At 64.4% G+C, this 22159-nt stretch carries 19 protein-coding genes; 8 read left to right on the top strand and 11 right to left on the bottom strand.

The genetic code is table 11. The features are described from left to right. The first annotated feature begins 253 nt into the window (after nt 1-253). The gene (locus ACW4QM_RS03655) at nt 254-694 is read left to right on the top strand and encodes a GNAT family N-acetyltransferase (protein WP_452040655.1); all 441 of its coding nucleotides are present in this window, start codon (nt 254-256) and stop codon (nt 692-694) included. A gap of 64 nt (nt 695-758) precedes the next feature. Here ACW4QM_RS03655 and ACW4QM_RS03650 read toward each other — a convergent pair whose 3' ends face one another. Further along, complete coding sequence (locus tag ACW4QM_RS03650) at nt 759-1403, bottom strand: GyrI-like domain-containing protein (RefSeq protein ID WP_452040654.1); 645 nt, start codon at nt 1401-1403, stop codon at nt 759-761. Nucleotides 1404-1690: 287 nt separating this feature from the next. On the opposite strand from ACW4QM_RS03650, the gene arcC reads away from it, so the two are divergent. Then, entirely contained in the window at nt 1691-2656 is a 966-nt protein-coding gene (gene arcC / locus ACW4QM_RS03645) for a carbamate kinase (protein WP_455798199.1), read from the top strand. Between the two features lie 3 nt (nt 2657-2659). Here the strand turns inward: arcC and ACW4QM_RS03640 are convergent, their stop codons facing one another. Together ACW4QM_RS03640 and ACW4QM_RS03635 are read right to left on the bottom strand one after the other, a co-directional pair. Then, nucleotides 2660-4426 carry a bifunctional aspartate transaminase/aspartate 4-decarboxylase gene (locus ACW4QM_RS03640; protein WP_455798198.1) on the bottom strand — a complete coding sequence of 589 codons (1767 nt, stop codon included), beginning with the start codon at nt 4424-4426 and terminating at the stop codon, nt 2660-2662. Between the two features lie 156 nt (nt 4427-4582). Then, nucleotides 4583-4936: a GIY-YIG nuclease family protein gene (locus ACW4QM_RS03635; RefSeq protein WP_455798197.1), complete on the bottom strand. Its 354-nt coding sequence runs from the start codon at nt 4934-4936 to the stop codon at nt 4583-4585. A 113-nt stretch (nt 4937-5049) separates the two neighbouring features. On the opposite strand from ACW4QM_RS03635, the gene ACW4QM_RS03630 reads away from it, so the two are divergent. Together ACW4QM_RS03630 and ACW4QM_RS03625 are read left to right on the top strand one after the other, a co-directional pair. Further along, nucleotides 5050-5370: a rhodanese-like domain-containing protein gene (locus ACW4QM_RS03630; RefSeq protein WP_455798196.1), complete on the top strand. Its 321-nt coding sequence runs from the start codon at nt 5050-5052 to the stop codon at nt 5368-5370. A 129-nt stretch (nt 5371-5499) separates the two neighbouring features. Further along, on the top strand, nt 5500-6027 hold the full coding sequence (locus tag ACW4QM_RS03625; protein WP_114539366.1) for an adenine phosphoribosyltransferase: 528 nt from the start codon (nt 5500-5502) through the stop codon (nt 6025-6027). 79 nt (nt 6028-6106) lie between these two features. Here the strand turns inward: ACW4QM_RS03625 and ACW4QM_RS03620 are convergent, their stop codons facing one another. The 3 genes from ACW4QM_RS03620 to ACW4QM_RS03610 form a co-directional block, all read right to left on the bottom strand. Beyond that, on the bottom strand, nt 6107-7651 hold the full coding sequence (locus ACW4QM_RS03620; protein ID WP_455798195.1) for an APC family permease: 1545 nt from the start codon (nt 7649-7651) through the stop codon (nt 6107-6109). A gap of 225 nt (nt 7652-7876) precedes the next feature. Continuing rightward, nucleotides 7877-9787 carry a fructose-1,6-bisphosphatase gene (locus ACW4QM_RS03615; RefSeq protein WP_455798194.1) on the bottom strand — a complete coding sequence of 637 codons (1911 nt, stop codon included), beginning with the start codon at nt 9785-9787 and terminating at the stop codon, nt 7877-7879. A gap of 132 nt (nt 9788-9919) precedes the next feature. Beyond that, nucleotides 9920-10570: a putative ABC transporter permease gene (locus ACW4QM_RS03610; protein ID WP_114539363.1), complete on the bottom strand. Its 651-nt coding sequence runs from the start codon at nt 10568-10570 to the stop codon at nt 9920-9922. A 189-nt stretch (nt 10571-10759) separates the two neighbouring features. Between ACW4QM_RS03610 and ACW4QM_RS03605 the strand changes: the two genes are divergently transcribed. Then, nucleotides 10760-11803, top strand: coding sequence for a deoxyguanosinetriphosphate triphosphohydrolase (locus tag ACW4QM_RS03605; RefSeq protein WP_455798193.1), 1044 nt, complete (start codon nt 10760-10762; stop codon nt 11801-11803). Here the strand turns inward: ACW4QM_RS03605 and ACW4QM_RS03600 are convergent. Further along, entirely contained in the window at nt 11800-12021 is a 222-nt protein-coding gene (locus ACW4QM_RS03600; RefSeq protein WP_181815543.1) for a 4Fe-4S binding protein, read from the bottom strand. The genes ACW4QM_RS03605 and ACW4QM_RS03600 overlap by 4 nt on opposite strands. A gap of 229 nt (nt 12022-12250) precedes the next feature. Between ACW4QM_RS03600 and ACW4QM_RS03595 the strand changes: the two genes are divergently transcribed. Continuing rightward, on the top strand, nt 12251-13045 hold the full coding sequence (locus tag ACW4QM_RS03595) for a ZIP family metal transporter (protein WP_455798192.1): 795 nt from the start codon (nt 12251-12253) through the stop codon (nt 13043-13045). Nucleotides 13046-13063: 18 nt separating this feature from the next. Here the strand turns inward: ACW4QM_RS03595 and ACW4QM_RS03590 are convergent, their stop codons facing one another. Next, nucleotides 13064-14761 carry an FAD-dependent oxidoreductase gene (locus ACW4QM_RS03590; RefSeq protein WP_455798191.1) on the bottom strand — a complete coding sequence of 566 codons (1698 nt, stop codon included), beginning with the start codon at nt 14759-14761 and terminating at the stop codon, nt 13064-13066. Between the two features lie 347 nt (nt 14762-15108). Between ACW4QM_RS03590 and ACW4QM_RS03585 the strand changes: the two genes are divergently transcribed. Further along, nucleotides 15109-16956 (top strand): flavocytochrome c, encoded by a 1848-nt coding sequence (locus tag ACW4QM_RS03585; RefSeq protein ID WP_455798190.1) that lies wholly within the window; start codon nt 15109-15111, stop codon nt 16954-16956. A 166-nt stretch (nt 16957-17122) separates the two neighbouring features. Further along, complete coding sequence (locus tag ACW4QM_RS03580) at nt 17123-18607, top strand: S10 family peptidase (protein WP_455798189.1); 1485 nt, start codon at nt 17123-17125, stop codon at nt 18605-18607. Between the two features lie 103 nt (nt 18608-18710). Here the strand turns inward: ACW4QM_RS03580 and ACW4QM_RS03575 are convergent, their stop codons facing one another. From ACW4QM_RS03575 to ACW4QM_RS03565, 3 genes are all read right to left on the bottom strand, one after another. After that, a complete protein-coding gene (locus tag ACW4QM_RS03575; protein WP_455798188.1) occupies nt 18711-19463 on the bottom strand; it encodes an SDR family NAD(P)-dependent oxidoreductase in 753 nt (250 codons plus the stop codon). Nucleotides 19464-19611: 148 nt separating this feature from the next. Next, a complete protein-coding gene (locus ACW4QM_RS03570; protein WP_279053873.1) occupies nt 19612-20064 on the bottom strand; it encodes a hypothetical protein in 453 nt (150 codons plus the stop codon). Nucleotides 20065-20348: 284 nt separating this feature from the next. Further along, a complete protein-coding gene (locus tag ACW4QM_RS03565) occupies nt 20349-22061 on the bottom strand; it encodes an FAD-binding protein (RefSeq protein ID WP_451917764.1) in 1713 nt (570 codons plus the stop codon). Nucleotides 22062-22159: the final 98 nt, after the last annotated feature.

Genomic DNA, 22159 nt, shown 5'->3' with positions numbered 1-22159 from the left:
CCTCCTCTCCGGTGCTTTCTCGACAATCGCATCGTAGCGGGAGGCCCCTTTCCGCGTGTACCGAAAGTGGGTCTATGTCAATGGTGGTTTAACAGCGGGACCTCGGATGATTGTCGGAAGCGATCGATGGAGTGTCGCGGCTTCTCGCGAATAGGCACGATACAATAGCTCCATGAGCAAGAACGTGGCAACTGTGGAACCTGCGCTCGTTCCAGCGGGTTCTGCGGTTGCCCGACCAAGAAAGAGGCTGGCTATGGAATTGGTGGCGAAACGTTTCAACGAATTGAGCCTGGACGAGTACCACGAGCTTTTGAAGCTGCGTTGCGCGGTGTTTCTCGTGGAGCAACAGAGTCCCTACCAGGAGGTGGACGATGCCGACAAGGAAGCCATCCATCTGTACTTCCGCAACGATGAGGGGGCGCTTGCCGCCTATGCGCGGGTGCTGCCGGCCGGCGTCACGCGCCCGACGGCCTCCATCGGGCGCGTCATCGCCGTGGAGCGCGGATGCGGCATGGGTTGTCGCATTATGGAAGAGGCCATCCGCGTGGCCCAGCAGGAGCTGAACGCCGACGTCATCACTATCGAGGCCCAGGCCTACGCCCAGGGCTTCTACGAGAGGCTCGGTTTCGTGCGCACCTCCGACGAGTTCGACGACGGCGGCATCATGCACGTGGAGATGAAGCTCACACGCTAGCGAAGGGCCGCCGAACCAGGGCGCTTGGGGTTCGGCGCCATGCGAGCGACGCGCTGTCCGTACGCTAGTCCCGTGCCCGCACCGGATGCCGCAGAACCGTCTTTAGCTTCTCGGGCGCGGTGCGGCGCGGATCCGACAGGTAAATCTCGTGGTGGTGGCGCCCCTCGGCCGTGTCCGACATATCGTTCGCGAGCCCCTGTTCGGCGACGAACGCATCGAGCAGCGCCACCGTGGCCGGCTCGTCGTCGTAGGGGCCCAGATGCATGATCTGGGCGCACAGGCCCTCGTCGATGGTCAAAAGCTCGGCGGCTGTTGTGTCCAGCCCCTTCTTGCGCGCCGCCTCCGTCTGGGCCCAGGCGAATTCCTCGGGCGTCACGAAGTCGGGCAGGCGAATGGCCGCAATCCAGTGGAACGTCGCCTTGTTCGCGAAATCAACGCCTTCCACGCCCGGCTGCCACCAGAAGCCCTCCAACGGGGGTACCACGAAATCGTAGTGGCCATCGATGCGGTGATTGCCCATCTTCGACATCTTGATGGTATAGGCGATGGCGTACAGCACGCCGACGGCCTCCTTGTAGGCGCCGCCCTCCACGTTGGGATCGCCCTCGCCGCGCATGGCCACGAAGGTCATCGGCGGCACGGACACCAGCTCAGGAGTGCGTTTCGGCAAGTAGAACTCTTTGTATTCCTTCTTGAAATCGAACGCCACGGAAGCTCCTTCCGATGTAAGGGTGCATTGGCGGATAGCGCTATGCTACCACAGGCTAAAGGTCGGATACTCGCCAAGGACGTGCGGCTTCGGCGCACCTCGCATCTTCGCGTGCCGTTCGCGTCGTCCTCCTCCGACGATCGAGGCGGCTGCCTAGGCGATCGCTCGGCGACGCCCCCGATTGGCGCCGTGGTCGGCAACGGCCCCGTGCCAGCTTGCTTCCTGCGCGGCACCTTTCCTGCCTGATTTGCTAGGGTAGAGCGAAACGCGAGGGAAGGAGCCCGAACATGCTGCAGAGCGAACTGGACGGCAAGCGCGTGGTGGTGGCCCTGGGTGGTAATGCCTTGGGGGAGACGCCGGGCGAGCAGCTGAAGCTTTTGGAAAACACGTCGAAGAATCTGGCCCACATGGTGAAGGAGGGCATCAACGTCGTGGTGACCCACGGCAACGGCCCCCAGGTCGGCATCATAAATGAGGCGTTCGAAGTGGCATCGAAGGACAAGAGCGCCCAGGTACCGCCTATGCCGCTTGCCGATTGCAACGCCATGAGCCAGGGATACATCGGGGCCCAGCTCTCCTGCGCGCTGCGCAACGAGTTTCGCCGGCAGGACATCATGCGCGAGGTGGCCAACGTGCCGACCCATGTGGTGGTCGACGCCGACGACCCCGCTTTCAAGGATTACGAGAAGCCCATCGGCGCCTTCATGACCGAGACCGAGGCCCGCGCCTTCGCGAAGGCCACGGGATACCAGGTGCGCGAGGACTCCGGTCGCGGCTGGCGGCGCGTGGTGCCGAGCCCCGTGCCCCAGGACATCGTGGAGCTGGAGACCGTCCGCGATCTCATGGAAGACGGCTGCGTGGTGATCGCGGCCGGGGGCGGCGGAATCCCCGTCACGGTGCGCGACGGCGTGCATACCGCCGTGGACGCCATCGTGGACAAAGACCTCACGAGCGCGATTCTCGCCTGGCGCGTGCGGGCCGACATCCTCGTCATCCTGACGGCGGTGGAGAAGGTCTACCTCGATTTCGGGAAGCCGACGCAGAAGGCCCTTGACGCCATGACCGTCTCCGAGGCCCGCACCTACATGGAGCAGGGGCAGTTCGCACCCGGTTCCATGCTGCCGAAAGTGCAGGCCTGCGCGAAGTTCGTCGAGGCGCACCCAGGCGGCCGCGCCGTCATCACCTCGCTCGACCACGCCGCCGCCGGCCTGCGCGGCGAAACCGGCACGCTTATCGTGGCTGACGAGAAGTAGCGGCTACTTCTCCGTCTTCCATACCTCGGCGTAGTCGGCCAGCATGGCCGAGAGGCGCTGGCCGATGGCGATGTAGTCGTCGGCGTTCAGGTTCGCCAGCGATACGCGCACCGACCATTCCGGGGCGTCGAAGCCGTGGCCGTCCATGAGCACGACGCCGGTGTCCTGGGCGAGTCGCACTACGATGTCCAGCGAGTCGTAGTTCTTCTTCAGCCACGTGAAGAAGTCGGCACCGTACAGGCGCGTGGCCCAGATTCCCAGGTCGATCACCGAGTAGTAGCCGGCGCACTCGGGGTCGGGCTCCAGCGTCCAGCCGAGGCTCTTCCATAGAAGGCCTAGACGGTGCTGCACGAGCTGCTGCATCTTCGTGCGGTACACGTCGGCGTCGTCCAGCAGGCAGTACAGCGCGAACAGCGACATCATCACCTGCTGGGGTGTGCCGAGCCCCGCCGTGCCGTTTAAGGCCACCAGTCGCGAGTCGGCCACCATGCGGTCGGTGAACTTCACCTTCTCGATATGGTCGGTGAGGCACGCATAACGGTTCGCGAGCGCCCGCTTCTTGTCGTCGGGCAGCTTCGCGATGAGGTCGTCGAACACGTTCTTCTGCGCCGTGGCGATGACGGCGAGACGCCAGCCGGTGGCTCCGAAGTACTTCGAGAACGAGTACACGCAGGCGGTGTTGTAGGGCAGATCGTCCAGAAGCGACCGATAGTGGGGGACGAAGGTGCCGTAGACGTCGTCGCTGATGATGATGAGGTCGGGCCGCTCGTTCTTCACGAGGCTGACGAGCTTGGCCCGCGAGGTGTCGTCCAAGGCCACCGACGGCGGGTTCGACGGGTTCACGAGGCACAACAGCTTAATGGACGGGTCGCGTAGTTTCTCCAGCTCGCTGTCGGGGTACTGCCAGGTGTGCAGCCCGTCCGCATCGATGGTGCTCGCCTGGATGTAGGTGACGTCCAGGTCGTAGTCGTTCAGCGTGGGGATGTTCAGATACGGCGTGAAGATAGGGGTCATGAGCGCGATGCGGTCGCCGGGATTCACGAGGAAGTTGCACTTCAGGCTGTAGAACAGGTAGCACATGGCCGCCGTGCCGCCCTCGGTGGCGAACAGGTCGTAAGGGGTCGCGGGCGCGTGGCCGTCGTCCAGGGCCTTCACCAGGTAGCGGTTGACGATCTCTTGGGTGTAGCGCAGGATGCGGTCGGGCATGGGGTACTCGTCCCCGGCGATGCCGCCGGTCCACTCGTGGACGAGCTCATCGCCGGCCAGGCCCTCGGCGTCCAGGTAGTCCCAGGCGCGCTTGAGGAACTGCGCGGGCTTCTCGCGGCCGTGCTCGTCGAGGAAGGCGAGGAAGCGCGCGGCGGCCCCGTCGGCGGCGGGCATGCCGGCCAGGTCGTAGTCCGGCTCGTCCATGGTGCGCCGCGCTTCTTCCATGGCGAAACTTCCCAGCAGGAAGAAGGCCTCGCGGGGCAGGGTGGTAATCCAGTTCGGGTTGCCGCGCCCGGCGTTCAGCAGGGTGCGCGTGGTGCCCTCATCGCCCTTCTTGGCCATCTTCACCAGGAGGTTTTTCACCTCGAAGGGCGACATGGCCCCGAGGGATTCCTCGAAGGTGCGATCGTCGTTGGCCTTGATGCCGGCCTCGATGGCGGCGGGGGAGTCGGTGGCAGCGTCGGCGGCGTTAGCGGTGGCAACCGGATTGGCCGGGCCGTTGGCAGGAGAAGCGGTGCTTCCGGTGTCGGCACCGTGGGAAGTCGAAGGGGTGGAAGTGCTCATGGGGCGTCCTTTCTCGCGTTGGCCCCATTGTGCCGCGCGCGAACGCCGATGTTCCTCGCGTGCCGTCACCTGTAAGGAAAGTGAGAACCTCGAAGGTTCGTTTTGGCGCAGCCGCTTAAATTGCGCGCAGCCGCTCGTTCAGCCGCACGCAGTCGGTTACTTCCACAGAAGCGAGGCACTCTCGTCGCGCTCGAGGCATAAATCGCGCAGCTGCTCCAATTCCTCCTTGTAGTCGGCGGGATCATCCGACTCGTCGCGGTAATCGAGCTCTTCCAGCACTTCCACCTGGAAGTTCTCCTCACCGTAGCGCCGCCAAAGCTCCAGCAGATGTCGGTTGGGATGGTAATCCGAGTTCAACTTGAACGTGACGCCGTTGGTGTCGCCGGGGATGTTGCGCGATGCCAGAAGGAAGCTCTCTCCCGTAGGCATGCAGCGAAACGACAGCACGCCCATAGGCGGCCGACTGGTGCGATACGCTTCTTTCAGTTCGCGTTTGCGCTGGTTGTTCATCGATGCCTCCTGTCCGTTGAAATTTAGTGATCGAGAGTGCGCGCGAATAGGCGAGAACGCAGAGTATCATAAGCGGCAGCAAGCAAAAATAACTTCACAAGGAGGATGCAGCGATGGGACTGATGGATTTTCTGAAACCGGCCGATATCAACGCCGGCGTGGAGGAGTTCCGCGCGACGCCCGGCGCGCGACTGATCGATGTGCGCACGGCGGGGGAATACGCGGGCGGCCACATTCCCGGCGCGGTGAACGTGCCGCTGCAGCAGATCAGCGCCATCGCGAGCGAGGTGCCCGACAAGAGCACGCCGCTGTTCGTGTACTGCATGAGCGGGGCGCGCAGCCAGCAGGCGGTCGGCGCCCTCAAGCAGATGGGCTACACCGACGCGCGCAACATCGGCGGCATCGGCAGCTGGCGCGGAGACGTAAAACGCTAGGGCCATCGCTCGGCTTACGGCCCCCACAGGAGAGGACCGCGACGGTTACAGTGAAGCTTCGAAGTTGGCCGAAACCTCGCCAGGCGAGTGCGTCTCAGCGAAAATGGGCCCAGCGAGAAAGGATGCCCCATGCGCCCCTATGAGGAACTAATCGTCGACATTCCGAACTATCCGAAGCCCGGGGTCGTGTTCAAAGACCTCACGCCGGCCTTCGCTGACGCCGACGCCTTCGCCGCCATGGTAGACGATCTGGCGGCCCATTTCGCCGATCACGGCATTACCAAGGTGGTGGGCGCCGAGGCCCGCGGGTTCATCGTGGGCGCGGCCGTGGCGCTGCGGCTGGGAGCCGGGTTCGTTCCCTGTCGCAAGCCGGGCAAGCTGCCGCGCACGGTGCTGCGCGAGTCCTATGCGCTGGAATACGGCACCGACGTGCTGGAAATTCACGCCGACGCGCTCACCTCCGACGATGTGGTGCTCATCGTGGACGATCTGGTGGCCACGGGCGGCACCACGACGGCCATGGTGCGTCTCGTTCGCGCAAGCGGCGCCCGCCTCGTCGGCTTCGGGTTTGTCGTGGAGCTCGCCTTCCTCGACCCTCGTGCCGTTATCGCCGCCGAGACCGACGCCGAGGTATTCTCGCTCGTTGCCGTTGATTAGACAGCTAGGGCGCGGCCCCCGGAGGCAGCTACGGCGCAGCGTCTGGCAGATGATAGGAAGAGCGAGAGAGCCGCTCTTCCTATCCCAAAAACAACAGGTTCATCAGCACGTTGAGGGCGAACAGTCCTACGATGATGAGCGCGAACAGGCCGATGCGGCGGGTGTCGCCCACCGCGAGACCGGTTTTCGGGTCGATCGGGTGCGCCGAGGGGTTCTCCATGGTAAGGCCGCCATAGACCTTCTTGAAGATGACGTAGGCGACAACGCCCGAGACGAGGAACGCCACGGTGGCGAAGAAGTTCGCGACGGGGTTCAAGCACAGGGTGAACGTGGCGATGCCGAAAGCCAGCGCCGAGTACAAGCGCACGCCCACCTTGTCGCCGCCGATGACGAACATGTCGGCGGGGCGATCCTGCACAGGGTACATTTTCCGCAGCTTCAAGACGATGAAACCGAGGAACATGTAGCGCGCCAAGATGAAGATGATGTTCATCTCGATGATGGTGGTGAAGTCGAACTGCGAGAAGATAAGCGATGAGACGGCAATGGTGAGCACGCCGATGTAGGGGCTGCGACCTGCGCGATCGACTTTGCGGATGAAGCGAGGGAACAGGTTGTCCTCAGAGAGCACCCAGAAGCTGCGCGATCCGCTCGCCAGATACGTGTTATAGATCGTGCACTGGCTCATAATGGCGATAACAAGGAACAGCACGACGCCGGAGTGCCCAAGCACCGTCGAGAAGATCGTGCCGTAGCCCAGCACGTCGGAAGAGAAGCCGCCGTCGATGCCCCATTGGGTCCAAGAGCCGGCCGGGTAGGCCGCAAGGCAGGCGAGGGTGGGCAGCACGTAAGACAAGGCGATGAGCGGCAGCGCGATGCGGAAGCCCTTTGCCACATTGCGGGACGAGTCCTCGTATTCGCCGGACATGGCGGCAATGCACTCGTAGCCGCAGTACATCCAGATACCGATGGAAAGCGAGTCCACCAAACAGCTCATAGGGGCCTCGGGGTTGGCAAGGATGGGGTCGAAGGGGTTGGTCTGCCAGTTGACGAGGCCGAACACGACGGCCATGCCGAACACGAGGATGATGAGCACCGAGAAAAACGAGCTGATGCGCTCGACTTCCACAAGTCCCACCAGGTTGATGACGGTGAAGCTCGCCACGACGAGCAGCTTCACGCCGAAGGTGCCGGCATCGTCCAGCGAGAGCAGCTGCGAGGTGTAGCCACCGACCATGGCGATGTAGGCGCCCGATGAGATGTAGGTGTCCATGGAGGTCCACCAGCCGGCCTGAAAGCCCCAGAATTCCCCGAAGGTCTCCTTGGCCCAGGCGTAGATGCCGCCCTCGCGCGGAAGAATGGCGTTGGCCTCGGCAACGAGGCGACTGATGGGGCGCGCCCAAACGAAGGGCAGCACGATCAGAATGATAAGAGTGAGGCCCGGGCCGGCGGAGGGAATGATCTCCTCGATGCCGAAGGCACCGGCCGATACCAGGCAGAAGAGCATAAACGCAATGCCAAGAGCGCTGATTTTGCTCTTGCGGAGGTTGCCGACGGTTCCATCAGGAGAAGCCGGCGGGAAGAAGTCTTCGCTGCCCGGAGGGAGCGCATCTTTGGCAGACAAGCTCAAACCACCCCAATCGTTGTATGAGAAATGCGACAAGGACGAAGTGTAGCCCATCGGGGGTGGTTTAGCGAGGGATGTTTCGTGCATGCGCACAAACGGCCGCCCCGCGGTGACGACGGCTCTTCGCGCGAAGCAATCGGCGTCTTGGTGCCCCTGGGGCGGCGTTGCAGTGCCGGCTTCAATTGCCCGAGTAGGGGCTCATCGAAGCCGGCGTGCGGGCAGCTAGAGCAAGGTGCGCAAAAGCGCGATGCGTTCGCGCAGGTGCGCTCCCTCGTCGGTGTCGGCCACCGTGCGGGGCATGTCGTAGGCGGCAAGCACGCGGCGCTCGGCATGGATGTCGGCGGTACCTTCCACGGCGGCGTCGCGGGAGATGAGCGGCTCGTTGGCATCGAGGAACAGCCCCTCAGCGTTCGAAACGAGCGTAAAGCCCGCCAGTCCCGTCGTCTTCTGGTAGGCCGCCGAGAAGCCGCCATCGATGCAGAGCACCCGTCCGCCCGCCTTCACGGGGTCCTCGCCGTCCTTCACCTTCACCGGCACGTGCCCGCAGATGATGCGCGAGGTGGCCGGATCCATGCCGAAGTCGCGGAAGATGCCGTCGACGACCGCTTCGTCATCGAGCAGCGAGTAGAACGGGTTCTTCACTTCTTTGCGGGCCGCTTTGTCGGCGATGAGGTACAGCTCGAAGGTGGCCATCTTGCTCTTGGCGAACAGGGGCGAGCCAGGGCCGAGCCACAGGTACCACAGCATGTCGAGCCCGCGCTTGCGCTCGGCCTCGTCGGTGGCCGAGAACGCCGCGCGCACCGAGGCGTCCACCATGTCGTAGAGGGCGCGACCCCGGTAGGTCTTGCCGAACAGGGTCACTTCCAGAAGCGATCCGTCGTCGGCCAGGGGCACGCAGGCGTGCAGCATGAGGTTGCCGTTCTCGATCTTGTACAGGCTGCCCCGATCCAGGAAAAAGCGCATGTGGCGCTGCAGGCGCTCGCTGCCGGTGAACGCGGCGCACAGCTGCTCGATGACAGCGGCCTCGTCCTCGGTGAGGCGGTAGGGGTCGTCCCAGTCGACGGTGGGGAAGGTCGTGTCCAGCAGCTCGTACTCGACGCCGTCCACGACGACCGTTCCGCGCTTACGGTCGATCAGGTGCAGAAGGTTGCGATCGTCCAGGCCGAACGAGGGGTTCTCGGCGATAAGTGCCGCCTCCACCTTGAACTGGATAACGGCCATGGCCTTCTGGACCTTCTCGGTGAGGCGCGTCTCGGCCTCGGAAAGCCCCGGATTGCCCTTGAGGGCGAAGGCGGCGCAGGGGTCGTTCGCGTAGGCGTCGGCGGCGAAGGTGGCCAAGGGGCGCAGGTTGATGCCGTAAGCGTCCTCCAGAATGGACAGGTTGCCGTAGCGGGCGCAGATGCGCACGACGTTGGCCACGCTGCCGGGGCTGCCGGCGGCGGCGCCCATCCACAGGATGTCGTGGTTGCCCCACTGCACATCGACGTTGGGGTAGGAAAGAAGCTCGTCCATGATGAGCTGGGGCGCCGGCCCGCGGTCGTACACGTCGCCGATGAGGTGGAGCTGGTCGACGACGAGGTGCTGGATGAGAGCGCCCAGCACCTCCAGGAGGGCCACGCCCTCGCCGGAGGCGACGAGGCTTTTGATGAGTGCATCGCGATAGGGACGCCGGGCCGGCGTGCTGCGCCCGGCGACGAGCTCCTCGACGATGGCCAGCTCGTCGGGCAGAAGGGCGCGCACCTCATCGATGGTGCGGGTGCCGGCGGCTCGGCGAGCGATTTTGGTCAGGCGCGCGGCGGCTTCGGCAAGCCATGCGTCGGCGTCTTCGACGTGTTCCAAAGCGTAAGCGCAATGTTCGGCAGGATAGCAGGCGAGTGCGAGCAGCGCGGCTTTCTCGTCGTCGTTCAGCGTGCTGCCGAAAACGTCCTCGATGAGCGCGCGCACCGCGCCTGAGCCACCGCGCAGCACATGGGAGAAGGCGTTGTACTCGCCGTGGATGTCCGAGGCGAACAGCTCGGTTGAGCGCGGTAGCGTAAGGCGCCCCTCCAGCTCCGCGATTTCCGCCGCCACGTCGGCTCGTGTCGGGTACAGCTCGGAAAGTGCCTCCGTGTACGCCCACCCGCTTGCTTCCATAAACGCCTCCTTGCGTCCGTGCCCCGCGTCAGTTGCATCGCCCTATTGTATCTGCTTGGACGTGCCTGTGCAGCGCGGGCGCGCAAAATTGGCGCTTCGGAATGCGAGAGGGCGGGCGAGCCGCATTGCTGCCTAGTACTTCTCCCAGAGCTTCAGCTCCAGGTAGGAGGCGGTCACGCAGGCGGCGAAGCCGACGATGATGAGGGCGAAGGCGACGTTGGCCGCCTTGGGGGAGAGCCGCGAGAAGCCCTCGCAGACGAGCGGGAAGATGACCCATACATATATCATGGCCACCAGTCCGATGAAGAAGTCGTTCACGAGCCACGCCTGGCCGAACACGTTGCCTGGCAGTTGGGAGTTGTCCCAGAAGGGGTATTCGCCGGTCGTGGGATCGGGCTGGTTGATGAGCCAGCCCATGACCAGCTCCAGCACCATGGCCGCGAGAATAGCAATGACGAGCGATTCCAGAAACGCGCCCCACAGCGTTTTGCGGTGCAGGATCAGCCGCTCCTTCAAAGGCTCGATGAGCAGCGTCATGAACACCGCGCCGAAGCCGTAGACCCAGTAGGGGTGATACCACGGGTCGGTCCATACGGCGTAGTCGTCGGCCACAATGCCGAAGAGGCGGTCCATGAGCCAGCAGTAGGGCATCTCGAGCCAATGTCCCAAGATGCAGCACAGGCAGAAGCAGACGATAAGCGCGCGCCAGAAATCCCAGGTGCGCGGCGCGAAGTAGCCTATCTCGTCTTTCTCGGTCAGTTTATGTATCCTGAGAAACGCCATGGCTGCTTCTTCTCTTCGGCTCCTTCGACCCCTTCGGACGGTCGATAGCTCAAGGGTACTCCCTGAAACGCCCGCGCGACGCCGCGATCGCCTTCCATCGTTCAGCTTTTGACTCAACGTTGCTTGCCTGTTGCCGAACGGGCTTTCTGGAATTTGCTACACTGAGAACATCCGTGGAAGGGAGGATGTATGCGCGTTGTGTATCGGGAAGACCAGCAGCAGCGGGAGCGCGAGGTGCTCTCCGAGGAGGCCGCCTTCGCCGACGGCACCGAGGGGCGCCGCTCCTCCAGCGAGCCTGACGCGCTGCGCACCGACTACCAGCGCGATCGCGACAAGATCTTGCACTCGAAATCGTTTCGGCGGCTTTCCCACAAGACCCAGGTGTTCCTCGCTTCCGAGGGCGATCACTTCCGCACGCGGCTCACGCACACGTTGGAAGTGGCGCAGATTGCCCGCACCATCACGCGGGCGCTCGGGCTGAACGAGGATCTGACTGAGGCCATCTCGCTCGGCCACGATCTGGGCCACACCCCCTTCGGACATACCGGCGAGGCGGCGCTGGCCGCGTGCCTCGCGCGCCATAAGGGGCTCGCGCCCGGCACGCCCGAGGCCGCGGCGCTCTACCGCCACAACGAGCAGTCGGTGCGCGTGGTGGAGCGCATCGAGAACGGCGGCGCGGGTCTGAACCTCACTTTCGAGGTGCGCGACGGCATCTTGAACCATACGGGCGACCTGCAGGCCGAAACCTGCGAGGGCCGCATCGTGGGCACCGCCGATCGCATTGCGTACGTGAACCACGACATCGACGACGCCATCCGTGCAGGGATTCTGCGCGAGGCCGATCTGCCGGATACGACCCATCGGGTGCTCGGCGCCAACCACTCGGCCCGCATCGAGACGCTGGTCACCGACATGGTGCGCACCTCGGCGGAGACGGGGGACATCGCCATGAGCCCCGAGGTGTGGGACGCCATGATGGAGCTGCGGGCGTTTCTGTTCGAAAACGTGTACACGGCGCCGTCGGTCATGGCCGAGGTGGAGAAGGCGAAGCACTTGCTGGCGGATCTGTTCGACTACTACGCCGCGCATATCGACGAGGTGCCCGAGGACTACCGCGCCATCTCCGAGGGCGACGATCTGCGCGCCGTCACCGACTACATCGCCGGCATGACCGATCGCTACGCCACCGCCACCTACCAGCGCCTGTTCATCCCCCACGCCCTTTCGTATTAGAGAAGGCGGCGGCCCTTCTTCAGCTGGTACAGCTCGTAGGGGCGCGTGACGGCGCCGAGGCGGCAGGCGCGGAAGCACATCCCGCAATGGCGGCAAAGCGTCTGGTCGATGACGGGCACGGGGCTCGCCGTCGTAAGGGCCCCGTGGGGGCACACTTTCTGGCAGGCTCCGCAGCGACAGCACAGGTGGTTGTCTATGACGTAGTAGGTCTGGCGCACCGTCTCTCCTTCGCTCCTCGTTGCGGCTGTCGTCGGCCGGCCCCGAATCGTGTTGGCGTCATGTCGCGGATCCTCTTTCGGCGTCGATGCCAGTGTAGCAGGTCGCGGGGCTCTATCTCTACAGGGCAACAACGCATGAAGGCTGATGCCACTGTATCGATGGCGGTACGCTATGCTTGTTCCGCGACGGCGTCAAGAAGCCGTCGAGAAAGTTGGAAAGGATGCAACGATGGAAAATCCCCTGGTCGCAGGCGTGCTCGTGGCGCTCCTCGTGCCGTTTCTGGGGAACACCCTGGGGGCGGCGCTCGTTCTGTTCGCGCGCCATGGCATGTCCGAGCGCTTCACCAAGGCGCTCTTGGGCTTCGCGGCCGGCGTCATGATCGCCGCCAGCGTGTGGAGCCTCATTGTGCCGGCGCTCGAGGCGGCCGAGGGCGGTGCGGTGCCCTCGTGGCTGCCCGTGGGCGCGGGCTTTCTCGGCGGCATGTTCCTGCTTCTGGCCATCGACCACTTCACGCCCCATCTGCATGTGGGCTCCGACGAGCCGGAGGGCCCCGCTTCCACGCTGAAGAAGCCCACCATGATGCTGGCGGCGCTGGCTATCCACAACCTGCCCGAGGGCATGGCCGTGGGAGTGGTGCTCGCGGGCTTTCTGGCGGGGGATCCCACCATCACCTTGGCGTCGGTGACGGCGCTTTCTGTCGGCATTGCCATTCAGAACGTGCCGGAAGGCGCCATCGTGTCGCTGCCCTTAGCCACCAACGGCCTAACGCGGCCGCGCGCCTTTCTGGCGGGCGCGCTGTGCGGCGCCGTGGAGCCGTTGGGCGCGGCGATCATGGTGGCCATTACGGGGCTCGTGACCCCGCTTCTCCCCGTGGTGTTGGCCTTCGCCGCCGGCGCCATGATGTACGTGGTCACCGAGGAGCTCATCCCCCAGACCCAGCAGGGCCGCCACACCAACATCGGCACCATCGGCGTCGCCTTCGGCTTCGTGCTCATGATGGTGCTCGATGTGGCGCTGGGGTAGGGGAGGTTGCGGACGCTTCTAACAGGCGTCGGCGCCGCAGGGGGTGGCGCGTTCGATGAGGCGCGCATCGCCCGTGACGATGTCATAGAAGCGCAGGCCCCCGGCCAAATGGCTCACGTCGGCAAACCCGTGGCCCGCCAACATGCGGGCGGCCACGTAGCTGCGCAGGCCGCTCTGGCAGACGAGGCGGACGGGCAGCGCGGGATCCAGCTCGTCTAAGCGCTTGCGCAACTCGTCCAACGGGATGTTGCGGAAGCCGGGGAGGGCGCCGCGCTCGAACTCGGCGGGCGTGCGGATGTCGACGAGCTGCGCCGACCCGTCGCGCGGCAGGTCGGCCACCTCGTCCCAGCGGTACTGGGACACGAGCCCCAAGGCGAGGTTCTCCACCATGAAGCCGGCCATGTTCACCGGGTCTTTCGCGGAGGAGTAGGGCGGTGCGTAGGCGAGGTCGAGGTCCTTGAGCTGGATCGCGGAAAGCCCCGCGAAAATGGCCGTGGCCAGAACGTCGATGCGCTTGTCGACGCCCTCGTAACCGATGGCCTGGGCGCCGAGCAGGCGGTACGTCTCGCGCTCGAACACCACTTTCAGCGTCATGACCTTCCCGCCCGGGTAGTAGCCGGCATGGCTCATGGGGGAGAGCACCACGGCGTCGTGCGCGATGCCGTGGTGCTCGCAGGCGGCCTCGGAGAGCCCGGTGGCGGCGGCCGTCAGGTCGAACACCTTGATGACGGACGTGCCCTGGGCGCCGGCGAAGCGGCTGTCGAGCCCGCAGATGGCGTCGGCCGCCACGCGCCCCTGCTTGTTGGCCGGCCCGGCGAGCGAGACGAGCGCGTCGTCGCCGGTGACGAGGTGGCTCACCTGCACGGCGTCGCCTACGGCGTAGATGTCCTCGACGCCGGTCTCCATGCGGTCGTTCACGACGATGCTGCCCTTGATGCCCCTCTCAAGCCCCGCCGTGTCGGCGAGGGCCGTATCGGGCGTGACGCCGATGGCCAGCACGACCATATCGGCGCGCAACGGCTCTTCGCCGGCCAAGAGCACCTCGATGCCGTCCTCGCGTGCTTCGAAGCCCTCCACGGAACGGCCCAGCGCCAGGTGCACCCCGTGGGCGCGCATCTCCTGGTGGATGAGGGCGGCCATGTCGGCGTCGAAGGGGCTCATGAGGTGGCGCGGCCGCTGCACGATGGTCACGTCCAGCCCCAGCTCGCGCAGGTTCTCGGCCACTTCCAGGCCGATGAACCCGCCGCCGCACACCACGGCCGAGCGCGGGCCCTCCGCATCGACGAAGTCCTTCATCGCGAAGGTGTCCTCGACGGTGCGCAGGGTGAACAGGCGGTCGAGCCCCGTGCCGGGAAGCTTCGGCTGGGTGGGCCGGGCGCCGGGCGAGAGGATGAGCTTGTCGTAAGGCTCCTCGAACACCTCGTCGGTATCCAGGTTGCGCACGGTCACCACATGGCGCGCCGCATCGATGGCCTCCACTTCGTGGCGGGTGCGCATATCCACGTTAAAGCGGGCGTGAAAGCTCGCCGGGGTCTGCAGGGTGAGGGCGTTCTTGTCTGCGATGGTGCCCCCGATGTAGTAGGGCAGCCCGCAGTTGGCGTAGGAGATGTAGCCGGACCGCTCGAAGACGACGATCTCGGCCTCTTCGTCCAGGCGCCGCAGCCGGGCCGCCGCTGTGGCGCCGCCGGCCACGCCTCCCACGATGACTACTTTCATAGAACTTCCCTTCTCGCGATTTCTCTTGCCCATAGCATAGCAGAGCTTCGTTGCGGACAGCGTTCTCGCCGCGGTGGTCGCCCGGGGCAAACCGAGCTTCTCTACGGGAAGATAACGGGCCGGTGAAGATGCGGCAACGTTTGGCTGCAGGCTGGCAACGGGTCGGTAGAGAATGGCGGTGCCTCCCCGCAGGTTCGTGTGATGGGTCTATGATGGGGGCATCGAAGGGAGCAAAGTCGATGGAAAACCGTCAATATTAATACGTTTTCGACATCGAATCGATGGAATTGCCATGAGGTAGGTGGCAATCGTCGCGCTCGCTCGAAGCTCGATCTAGGGAGGTTGTTATGTCTAGTTGTTCTCGCAGGCAATTTCTCACAGGAGGCGCTCTTGCCGCACTGGGCGGCACGCTGGCTTTGGCCGGCTGCGCGCCCATGAGCCATGAAGAGGCTGCGGCCAAAAAGAGGGAGGCCGCTGCCGGCAACGACAAGAACGCCGATGGCGAGGTAACGGCTATTGGCACCGGTATGGGCAAGCACGGCGAGTTCACCGTAGAGGTGTCGGCCAAAGACGGCGCCGTCGATCGCATCACGGTGCTCGATTCCCGCGAGACGCCGGGGATGGGCGATGTGGCCATGGAGAAGATGACCCAAGCGATCATCGACAACCAGACGCTTGCGGTGGACACCATCAGCGGCGCGACGCTTACTTCGATGGCCTTCCTTACCGCTGTGGGGAGCGCCCTGGATGCGATGGGCGAGAGCGCGGACGATTGGAAGAATCGCGAGCCAGCCGCTTGGGTGAGCGACGTTAAGCTTCCGGAAGAGGCCGATGTCGTGGTTGTGGGAGCCGGCGGTGCCGGTTTCGCGGCGGCCATTACGGCGGCCAATGAGGGCAAGAGCGTCGTACTCATGGACAAGATGGGGGTTTTCGGCGGCGATACGGCCCTTTCGGGAGGCGAAATGGCGGTGCCCGGCAACTGGATCCAGGTGACGCAGGGCATAGAGGACAGCCCCGAGCACCTCATCTCCGACATGCTCGTCGGCGGCGACAACAAGGGCGATCCGGAGCTGGTGGCCATCATCGCCAACGGCGCGCTCGACTCGGCCAACTGGCTCACCTACGAGGGCGGCGTCTCCTGGAAGCACGACCTCATGCAGTTCGGCGGCCACAACATCAAGCGCTCCATCATCCCCATCACTCATTCCGGCTCCGAGATGACTACGAAGCTGACCGATCGCGTCAACGGCATGGACGACATCGTGCTCATCGACAACACCAAGGCCGTCGAGCTGGTCACCGACGATGCGGGCGCCGTGGTGGGCGTGAAAGTGGAGAACCCCGTGACAGGCGATACGTCCGAGGTGAAATGCAAGGCCGTGGTGCTGGCGACGGGAGGCTTCGGCTCCAACGTCGATATGCGCGTGAAGTACAACCCCGAGATGGACGACAAGATCCTCTCCACCGACTCGGTGGCCGCCCAGGGCGACGGTATCGTGATGGCCGAGAAGATCGGCGCCGACACCATCGATATGGAGTATATCCAGACCTATCCGGTGTGCGACCCCGAAACGGGCGCGCTGCTGTACGTCGGCGACGTGCGCCTGGAGAACCATGGCATCCTCGTGAACAGGGAGGGCGACCGCTTCGTGCAAGAGCTCGACCGCCGCGACGTCATTTCCAACGGCATCAAGAACCAGACCGACGGCGTGGCCTTCCTCCTGTTCGATCAGGCGGCCGCCGACGAGACGGGGCTGATCAAGCAGCATGCCGACGAGTACGAGAACAGCGAGGCTCGCGGCGTTATCGTGAAAGCCGATACGCTGGAGGACGTGGCGAAGGCCCAAGGCGTCGATGCCGCCGAGCTGAAGAAGACCGTCGAGAAGTGGAACCAGTACTGCGCCGACGGGAAGGATCCGGATTTCGGCTACAGCGCCGAGATGAACGTCATCGGAGACGGTCCTTACTACCTCATGGCCTGCAAGCCCGCCGTGCATTACACCATGGGAGGCCTGCACATCACGCCCGAGGCGGAGGTGCTCACCGTGGAGGGCGCGCCTATCGCCGGCTTGTATGCCGCCGGCGAGGTGGCCGGCCACAAGATGGGCACGAACCGTCTGGGCTCCTGCTCTATGACCGATATCTACACCTTCGGCCGCATCGCCGGCAAGAACGCCGCCGACTACGCCGCCTAAAGAGCTGACTGTCCGGTCAGTTCACGATTCGGCCACGGCTGTCCCCGCGTTTCGTGACAGGGGGGCGACCGTGGCCTTTCTGCATCGGCGATGCGTGTAGGCTCAGCGTTGTTAGTCGTGCGCGCGGCCCTGCGGCCGGGCGCCTCAACGCGAGTAAGGAGCCATTATGGCAGAGACAAGCCCCTCCTTCACCGTCACCATGAACGACGGGAAGAGCGCCAAACCAGAGCAGCCCGTTCCTGAGCCGGCCAGCAAGGATATGACCTGGACTGACGGCAAGCAGACCATCAAATACACCGCCACTGCCGAGATGCTGCCGTTGCATACCGACGACGGCACGCTCATCGGGCACATGTTCGCTCTCTCCTACGTAAGCGATGCGGCCGACAAGTCCGATCGCCCCGTCACCTTCTGCTGGAACGGCGGCCCGGGCGGCTCGTCGGCCATGGTCAACATCGGCGGCTTGGGCCCGCGTCGCGTGCCCATCAATACCATCAAGCAGCTGCCCTGCCCCACGAAGCCCGAGGACAATCCCTACTCGCTTCTGCCCACGACCGACCTGGTGTACCTGGACGCCATGGGCACTGGCTACTCGAAGGTGGCCGAGGGCTACGACCCGAAGAAGGTCTGGGGCGTCGACGGCGACGCTGACGCCTTCATGCGCGGCATCGCCCAGTGGCTCACCACTCACGAGCGTTGGAACACGCCTCTGTACCTGTACGGCGAGTCCTACGGCACCATGCGCAACTCGGTACTCATGCGCGTGCTCGGCGAGCGCGGCATCGCGCTGACCGGCGTCATCGAGCAGTCCACCATTCTCGATTACGCGCCGACGCTTTCGGGCAACGACCTGTACTACATGGGCATGCTGCCGGTCTACGCCGCCACGGCCAACTACTTCGGCAAGGCCGGCGCCGGCGTCGACCAGTTCGAGTGGTTCGACCGCGCCTGGAGGTTCGTCGATGAGAAGTACGGCCGCGCCCTCATCGCGAGCGACTCCATCACCCCAGAAGAGGAGCACGAGCTGGCCGTCGAGATGAGCGAGCTCATCGGGCTTCCGGCCGAGTTCATCGAGGGCAAGCACCTGCGCATCGAGCTGGATACCTTCCGCAAGACCATCTTGGCCGACGAGGGCCTGTTCACCGGCCGCTACGATACGCGCTTCACCGAGCCGGCCTACATGGATGTGCAAGGCGACAACGAGTTCTTCGCCGGCGAGGATCCCTCCGGCGACGCCATCATGACGCCGGACCAGTCCGCCTGGATGAAGCTCGTCCAGGAGACCGGCTTCAAGGGCTCGCCCATCAACCTGCTGCTGTCCATGAAGGTGAACGAGGAGTGGAACTGGACGCACCAGGCCCCCGGCACCATGGGCAGCCCCGTGTGCCCGAACACCGCCTACGATATGGGCACGGCCCTGCGTCGCAACCCGTTCTGCCGCGTGCTGTTCTTCGGCGGCATCCACGATGCGGCCACGCCGTTCTGGAACGTGAAGCACTCCATCTCGAAGATGTTCTTGCCCGAGTCCATCACGAGCCGCATCGAGTACAAGGTGCATGAGAACGGGCACATGGCCTACGAGGACCTGCCCACCTTGGAGAAGATGGCACCGGAGCTGGCCGCCTTCTACGAGAAGAGGCACGAGGCGTAAAACGCGCTGTATTGCTTGTGCGGATGCTTGGAACTGCAGATGCATGAAAACGGCCGCCGCCCTTTGAAGGACGGCGGCCGTTCTGTATGGCTCTGCGAAGTGCTTACGGGCGCGACAGGCCGTCGACGGGAAGCACGGCGCCCGACACGTAGCTGGACATGTCGCTGGCCAGGTACAGGCAGGCACAGGCGATGTCCTCGGGCTCGCCCATGCGGCCGAGCGGGATGGACTCGATGAGCGGCTTGATGACCGAGTCGGGCAGCGCGTCCACCATATCGGTGTGAGTGACGCCCGGGGCCACGGCGTTCACGCGGATCTTGTGCTTGGCCAGCTCGCGGGCGAGCGATAGCGTGAGCCCGTTCACGGCGAACTTGCTCGTGGGATAGGCGAAGCCCGAGGGCTGGCCGTACTTGCCCACCATGGAGCTCGTATTCACGATGGCGCCGCCGTCGCCCTGCTCGATCATGATGCGCGCCGCCGCCTGGGTGCACACGAACACGGCGGTCACGTTGATGGACATGACCTTGTTGAACTCCTCCAAGGTGTAGTCCACCAGCGGCGTGCGGGAACTCACACCGGCGTTGTTGCACAGCACGTCCAAACGGCCGAAGCGGTCGACCACTGAGGCGAAAGCCGCCGCTACGGAATCGGGGTCGGTCAGCGAGGGCGCGATGCCCATGACGTTGTCGGTGAAGCCCTCCTCAGCGAGCTTGGCCAAGGCCGCATCCACGGTCTCCTGGCGCGAGCCGGCCAGCGCCACCTTCGCGCCGTTCTTCAAGAACTCGCGCACGATAGTGAACCCGATGCCGCGTGTGCCGCCGGTGACGATGGCCACCTTTCCTTCTACGATGCCCATGGGCGTCCTTTCTCTAGGGTAAACTCGCATAATCATATCGCGGAGGAACTGCCCCGTTGGTTTCGGGACGGTTACAAAGCGAGAGGCTCAGAGCGAAGGCTAGGGCAGAGAGGGGCAAGGGCAGGGGCGGGGCGCAAGTCGGCAGCTGCTAATTCCGCGTCCAGCGTTCGTTCTCGTCGTACCACATGAACAGCTCGTAGACGCGAAGGCTGGGGGCGATCAGGTAGGTCTCGGGCGTGAAGCCGAATGCGGGGCTGTCGCCGTTGACGACGGCGGTGCCCAAAAGCATCTCCGGCGTGGCCTGGGTGCGGCGATGCTCGGCGGCGATGCGGGCCGCCTCGTTGGGGTGCTCTTCCAGCCAGCACTCGGCCTGGGCTTCCACATGGCGCATCTCGGCCAGCAGCGCCTCGCGGCGCAGGGCGCGCAGTTCGTCGATGCGGTCGTAGTAATCGATGCGCACCCGTGGCGTGCGCACGCCCTCGGTCACGTAGAGGCGCACGAGCTCCATGGGCATGCGTTGGGCGAGATCGTGCAGGCCGGCGCTGAACTCCTTGGACTTGCGCCACGTGGAACGGGCAAATGCCACTTCAGTGGTAATCATAAGGGCCCCTTTTGTCGTTTCAGCAGTGTTTGAAGCCACGCGCTCACTATAGCACGCGCGTACTCGCGGCGCGAGGGCGATTCTGTGTCGGTTTGCTGGCGATTTCAGGGAAAGGGAGGGTGGTCTGGATGGTGTCCGGCTTTTCAAGCCAAAAACCTGCAGAAAGTCCACCGCCGCGCGACGGGGAGGGTCGTACGCGCGGCGGGGGCGATGGTTGGCGGTTGGTGAAGCGGGCTCACGGGAAGGCGAAATGGACGAATGAGCCTTCCCGTGCTCGCAGGCTGCTATTGAGCGGCGCCGGAGAGCAGCTTCGCCACGTGACGGCCCTCAACGGAGCTGCGGCCGCAGGCCACGCCTACGACATACTCGGGATAGTTACCCGAGAAGAAGCTGCCGGATACGTCACCAGCGGCATACAGGCCCTCGATGACGTTCAGCTCCGGATCGAGCACCTGGCAGTTCTCGTTAATGCGCAGACCGTCGATCGTGGTGAGCAGCGAGCCGCCGAACCAGCAACCGTAGAAGGGGGGCTGGCGGATGGCGGAGAGGCGGTAGGCCTCCTTGCCGAAGTCCTCGTCCACCTGGTTGTCGTAGAAGCCGTTGTAACGCTCCACCTCGGCGAGGAAGTTATCCTTGTCCTGGCCGGTGAAGCCGAGCATGTCGGCCAACTCTTCAATGGTGTCGGCTTTCATGAGGATGCCGGCCTCTTGGGAAGCGGCAGTGTACTCGTCGTAGGTCATGCCCATCTCGATGTAGGGCACCACGCGCGAGCAGCCGACGGTTTCGAAGCGCAGCATATCGTCCATCATGTTGCTGTCGTAGACCTGGCACCACACCCCGCCGGGCTGGTAGGTGGCGGCGAAGCAGATGAAATCGTAGGGGGTAGACTCGTTGGCGAAGCGTTGACCGCGGCGATTCACCTTCATGAAGGGCTGGCTGCCGATGTTCTCTTGGAAGATGCTGCCACGGAACATGGCGCCTTCGCCTTCGCCCTCGTAGCCGGCATCCACGCCAGGAGCCACGGCCCCACGGTCGAAGACCATGGGGGCGGCGTCCTTGTCTTTAGAGGCTCCGGCCCACAGCCCCGCCTTGATGCCGTCGCCTGTGCAAGTGGGATTGAAGCTGGAGGCGGTGCAGCAGGCTACAGCGGAGGGCTGCAGGGCGGTCATCATCACGGGGTTGGCCGCGTAGCCGCCCGTGGCGAGCAGGGTGTTTTTAGCATTGATCTGCTTCATACCGTCTTTGGTTTCGAAGATAGCGCCCGTCACCTTGCCATCGGCGTGAACAAGCTTCACCATCTTATGCTCGAACAGAATGTCGTGACCTTGGCCGGACAAGCGCTCGGCGATGACGTCGTTGCGCGTGGGCGGGACGTAAGAGGGCTCCCACAGGTGCTGCACATAGGGCACATAGTAGTCGGTACCGCCCGTGGCGTGCTCGGGCGGCATGTCCAGCATGACCTCTTTGCCGGCGTCTTTCATTACCTCGGTCACCCAATCAATGTATTCGGCCGAATCGTCGATCCAACGCTTGATGAGCTTCTGGTTGCACTTGCCGGAGGCGTAGCGCGTCAGCTCGTTCAAGAGCTTCGGCCGGTCGATGGTCACGTTGTTGGCCTTGGCGTAAGCGGTGTCTACGCCGCCGAGGTACTCGCGGGTCTCGGGAACCTGGTTGCTCTTATCGCAGGCAATGAAGTTGAGGCCCAAATCGGCCGCCGCGCCAGCAGCGGCAAGGCCGGCCGTGCCGGCGCCAATGATGAGGAAGTCGGTGTCGAGGGTTTCGACGATGTCGCTCTCGGCGATTTCGGGCTCTGCGCCAAGCCAGTCTTCCGCGACCGCTGCGGCTTCGGGCGTCGCGGCTGCGTCGCCGGTTGCGCTGAGGTCTTTCTCGGCCGAAGTCTGGGGCGCGCATCCTGCCAAGCCCATGGCCCCCACGGCAGCCACGGCGCCCAGGCCGAGGAAGTCGCGGCGGTTCATCTTCATCGATTCTTTGCTCATAGTCCCTCCTGTATCGTGGATCTCTCTTGCGTCGACGAGCGGTGTGATTGGCCGACGCAATGCGTCATCATGGAGGAACTGCGCGATAGAGGCCATCG

The sequence above is a fragment of the Adlercreutzia sp. CNCM I-6207 genome, from assembly GCF_977072305.1.
This window is presented reverse-complemented; position numbering and strand designations above follow the sequence as displayed.